This window comes from Promicromonospora kroppenstedtii DSM 19349, from assembly GCF_000515355.1.
GTDB lineage: Bacteria > Actinomycetota > Actinomycetes > Actinomycetales > Cellulomonadaceae > Promicromonospora > Promicromonospora kroppenstedtii.
The window spans coordinates 2,035-6,193 of sequence record NZ_KI911577.1; the positions used below are offsets into that span (position 1 = coordinate 2,035).

6 protein-coding genes and 2 pseudogenes are annotated in these 4,159 nt (G+C 69.9%); all 8 read right to left on the minus strand.

Features of this window, described 5'->3' with window-relative positions; genetic code table 11:
- Nucleotides 1-92: 92 nt before the first annotated feature.
- A complete protein-coding gene (locus PROKR_RS30370; RefSeq protein WP_051432583.1) occupies nucleotides 93-746 on the minus strand; it encodes a hypothetical protein in 654 nt (217 codons plus the stop codon).
- The gene (locus tag PROKR_RS01515; RefSeq protein WP_211239989.1) at nucleotides 743-1,492 is read right to left on the minus strand and encodes a DNA cytosine methyltransferase; all 750 of its coding nucleotides are present in this window, start codon (nucleotides 1,490-1,492) and stop codon (nucleotides 743-745) included. Before PROKR_RS01515 ends, PROKR_RS30370 begins: the two co-directional genes overlap by 4 nt.
- Before the next feature lie 24 nt (nucleotides 1,493-1,516).
- Nucleotides 1,517-1,684, minus strand: a complete 168-nt coding sequence (locus tag PROKR_RS32105; RefSeq protein WP_157601801.1) for a hypothetical protein — start codon at nucleotides 1,682-1,684, stop codon at nucleotides 1,517-1,519.
- A 195-nt stretch (nucleotides 1,685-1,879) separates the two neighbouring features.
- Complete coding sequence (locus PROKR_RS01520; RefSeq protein WP_036959103.1) at nucleotides 1,880-2,173, minus strand: hypothetical protein; 294 nt, start codon at nucleotides 2,171-2,173, stop codon at nucleotides 1,880-1,882.
- A gap of 96 nt (nucleotides 2,174-2,269) precedes the next feature.
- Nucleotides 2,270-2,896 (minus strand): annotated as a pseudogene (locus PROKR_RS31255) (recombination directionality factor); the annotation flags it as partial.
- Between the two features lie 212 nt (nucleotides 2,897-3,108).
- Nucleotides 3,109-3,294, minus strand: coding sequence for a hypothetical protein (locus PROKR_RS32110; RefSeq protein WP_157601802.1), 186 nt, complete (start codon nucleotides 3,292-3,294; stop codon nucleotides 3,109-3,111).
- Nucleotides 3,295-3,479: 185 nt separating this feature from the next.
- Nucleotides 3,480-3,695 (minus strand): hypothetical protein, encoded by a 216-nt coding sequence (locus PROKR_RS01535; protein ID WP_036959106.1) that lies wholly within the window; start codon nucleotides 3,693-3,695, stop codon nucleotides 3,480-3,482.
- Nucleotides 3,692-4,159: pseudogene (locus PROKR_RS01540) on the minus strand (hypothetical protein); the annotation flags it as partial. The gene PROKR_RS01535 and the pseudogene PROKR_RS01540, both read right to left, overlap by 4 nt.

Below are 4,159 nucleotides of genomic sequence, written 5' to 3' on the forward strand. Positions count from 1 at the left end.
TCATCTCGGCCACGGCCTCGACGGCGACGGGGTTCGTCGCGAGGCCGGCGCCCCGGACTGCCGACCGTGTCGTAGCCCCAGGGCGACGCCGGTCAGCGCATCCCCGGGACCTTCGCAGACGAGTACCTCGTCCCAATCCGAGGCGCCCTCGAACCAAGCGACCTTGGCCCAGCTCGCCCCCTCGGGGACTTCGGGCCGAGCCACCGGACCTGGGCGTCCTTGGCAAGTGCCCGAGCCTGGTAGCCGCGCGGGACGCCGTCCTTGTCGTTGAACGGGACGACGAGGCGGGCCCCGCCCGGGAGGTCGTCGGCGTAGCCCAGGCCGAGGCGGTAGGCGTCGTCCTCGCCGATGCCGAAGCGACGGGTCGCATACCCCAGCGCCTCCAGTGCAGCCGCGCTGCCCTCCTCCGGGCCACGTCGGAGCATGGCCGACCAGTGGTCGAGGTCGACCGCCAGCCGCGCCACGTCCTCGACGCTCGCCGGGGCGTCGGTGCTCGTCGCCGGCGTGAAGTCGACGTCGCCGGGCTTCATCGTCGCGAGGTCGCGCATCGTCAGCCCGAGGGCCTCGACCACCTTCGGTGTCGGGCAGCCGGCGCGGCAGCGCACGAGGACCTTGCCCTTGTCGGCCACGGTCAGCCGGAGCGGACTGGCGGAGTCGGAGTGCGCCGGGCAGTGGACGAGGACGCCGTCGTCGGTGTGCTCGACGTCGTCGAACTTGGAGATGAGGTCGGCGAGGGTCTTGGTCACGCGGTCACCGCCTTCAGGAGTCGGGCACCGACGAACTCGGTGTAGGCGAGGGGGGATTGGCTTCGGCGAGGAGTACGCGGTCGTCGAGCCAGTCGATGCCCATAGCGGTCTGCCACTGCTCGACGCTGCCCTTGCCGCCACCGTTGCCGTAGACGGCGAAGTAAGGGCCCTCGTACCACTGGCCGTGCCGGTAGCCCCGCGACACGGCCGCGGTGCGGGGCGTGCTCGGGCGCTTCGGTCGACCAGCGGCCAAGCTCGAAGTAGCGGTGCCGGATCACGCCGAGCCCGAACGTCTCGCCGCACAGGGTCAGATCCCGGCGCATGGTTGCGCCCTGGACGTTCTCGATCACGTACGGCAGGCCGACGGCGTCGAGGAGCTCGCGCGTCTCTGGGATCAGGTCGACGTGATCGTCCTTCCAGCCGCGGGCCCGGTTGCCCTTGGTGAGGGCGGTGTTCGCCTGGCACGGCGGCGAGGCGTGGATCGCCGCAAAGTCGGAGCGCCGGAGGAACTCGACGGGGCGCCAGGCGCGTTGCGGTCCTCGAACCAGACGTGCTCGCCGCGATCGAGGCGGCGGAGGATGTCGAGCGCGCTGGGTCGAGCGGACCGGGAACGGGTAGTGGTCCGCGCGGTCCTGGTCGAGCTCGACGCCGTAGACGTCGAACCCGGCTCGGTGGTAGCCCATCGCGGCGCCACCGCCGGCGCTGTAGAGGTCGAGGATCTTAGGTCGTGCGTCGGTGGCCGTCACGCGGCTACCTCCTTCAGGTCGGGGTCAGTCGGTGTCGAGGACGGAATCGGCCTGAGGGGTCGTCACGGCTCGCACGAGTTGCGGGAAGTCGCCCAGGCGCATCACGACGTAGGCGTCCTCGATCGGCTTCCGCGGGCGCTTGACCACGGCGACGCCGAAGGGCATGCGGGCGTGGCCCTTCTGGACGCGCACGCCCTCGACGCCCTCGCGGATGCCGGTGAGGATGTCGCGGTAGTTCTTGGCCTGGAGGACAAACGGCGGAGAGTGGATATCGCCGACGTCCTTGTGCCCCTCCTGGCGCGGGCGGTAGGCGAAGATGCCGGCCTCGACGAGGTAATCGCGGACCTGGCGCTCGAACAGGGAGCCCCTTGCGGGCGTTGGGGTTGGTCACGTAGCCGCCCCGCACGACGGGCAGGGCTCGCTGAAGACGTCGCGGATGGAGCCCGAGGCGTCAGACGGGAAGGCGACCCCGTGCGGGAGGCCGTCCGGGCACTTCACGGCGTCGATGAGCGCGCTGCCCTCGGCCTCGACGGCGCTGACGAGGGTCACGAACGGATCCCACTCCTCGCCCTTGCCGAAGGCCGGCGCGAGCTCGGTCGAGAGCCACATCGCGAGCGGGTTCGACTCGGCGTCGAGGAGGCGGTTCTTGAACCGGCGCATCGCCGGCAGGTCGTGAGTCATGCAAGGCTCCTTGCGTGGATACGACGAAGGCCCCCGGCGGTCCGGGTGGACTGACGGGGGCCTTCGAGGGGCGGTGCCGCTAGGCGGCGGGGTGGATCAGGCCTTGCCGTGGAGGGTCAGCGTCGGCTTGGTGTAGCGGACCGTCTCGCCGGCGCGTTCGCCGTTCTTCGCGACGAAGGAGACCTCCTCCAGGGCGAGCGTGGCGCGCACCTTGGAGCCGTCCTCGCTCAGGTCGGCGAGCTCCTCCTCGACCTCGTGGTAGGAGAGGTCCGAGACCAGCGACCAGGAGCCCGACTGGAACTTGAAGATCCCGAGGTCGGGCTCGTCCGCCAGGCGGAACCAGAGCTGAATGCGCGGCTCGGCGCCGACGCCCTTCTTCGCCTCAGCCTTGCGCTCCTTGAAGGACTGACCGGCCTGCGGGTCGGGCTGGCCCTTGTCCTCGTCCGGGTAGGTGATCGTCTCGCCGTCGGAGACGCGGATGATCCCCTTCCGGCCGTAGAGAACCATGTCCTGACGGAGGGCCTTGGAGCCGTCGAGGATGATCTCGACCTCGGTCGCCTCGGTGAAGACCTCCAGGCCGTCCTCGCCCTTGGTCTCCCACTCCTCGACGCCCTTCGGGGCGCCCAGCAGGGCGACGAGCTTGTCGGCGACCTCGGGGTCCCCGGTCGTGACGCGCCAGTCGCTCAGCGCGACTGGGCGGTCGTTCTCGACGTAGCCGGAGCGGAAGCGGCCGACGACGTCGTCCGAGAAGCTCGACTTCTTCTTGGGGCGTTCTCGCCGGTCTCGTCGCCGAAGATCTTCAGTGCCATGTGGGTTCTCGTCCTTCTGTGGAAGGTGGGCGCGGCGCCTGTTGGCTTGCGCGGTGTCGGAGTAGGAATCGGCCTGGGGGCCGGGTGCGGCTCACACGAGTTGCGGGAGGGCCCTTGCGTGGTGGGTCAGGCCGGCATGGGCGTGGCCGGGGGCCGCGAGATCTTCGGGCCCGGGGCGCCGGAAGCGTCCGTGGCGAGCCGCGCCCAGCCGAGGACCGTGGCGATCTTGGCGGAGCGACGGGCGCCCATGTGCTGGAGCACTGCCTCCATGACCGCTACGGCCTTCGTCCCGGATACCTCCGCGTGGAACATGGCCGCGTTGGGGTACGGCTTCAGCGACAGCCGGACCTGGGCGCCCAGTGAGGGTGGCGGCGCGACCGACGACGTCGCGGTCGGACATGCCGACGCGGACGCGCGGGTACTTCTTGCGGTGGAGGTCGAAAGTCCCCTCCCCTTCGAGGAGGCCGGCAAGCCAGATGGCGTCTTCGCGGGAGATCTCAGGCACGGTTGGCCTCCTTGTTGATCTGCCGCACCTCGGCGGCCTTTTCGGTGAGCAGTGCGGCGAAGTTGTCGGCCTCGTCGGGCGAGAGGAAGAGGTCGAGGTCGTCAGCGTCCGGCACGAAGAACGCGACGCGGACGTCCTCCCCGGGCCACGGGAGGAAGTCCCGCTCTACCTGGACTGCCTCACCAGATCGGAAGGTGAGGTCGCTCATCGGCGACCACCCCGGCGGCCGGTCTCCTCGACGATCGACTCGATCGCGACGCCGTTGCCGAGGACACTCTTCGACGTCTCCCGGTCCCACTCCCAGATCTGCCGGAGTGCGAGGAAGATCTCGAAGAGGCTGTCGTCGATCCGCGCAGGGACCACCTGACCGCCCTCGGGGCGGGCGTGCACGACGATGCCCGCGTCGAGGTGCGGGATGTCGGCCTTCGTGCCGTCCGGGAGGATGATGTAGTCGGCGTTCTTGTACGCCGTCTCCTGGAGCGCGACCTCGGCGTGCACGCCGGAGCGCGTTGTTTTCCAGTCACCGATGGTGGTCATCCGCTCGCCCGTGTCGGGGTCGGGGACCTTCGCGATGAAGTCGAAACTGCCGGCGTAGCCGTGGGTCTCGGACCAGACGGTCTCCTCCAGGAAGAGGAACTCCGGCTCGAACTGCTTCTCGAAGCCCTTGAAGAT

Coding starts and splice junctions, on each gene's coding strand:
- PROKR_RS01520 (WP_036959103.1), bottom strand. CDS start 2,173: ATGACTCACGACCTGCCGGCGATGCGCCGGTTCAAGAACCGCCTCCTC.
- PROKR_RS32110 (WP_157601802.1), bottom strand. CDS start 3,294: ATGTTCCACGCGGAGGTATCCGGGACGAAGGCCGTAGCGGTCATGGAG.
- PROKR_RS01535 (WP_036959106.1), bottom strand. CDS start 3,695: ATGAGCGACCTCACCTTCCGATCTGGTGAGGCAGTCCAGGTAGAGCGG.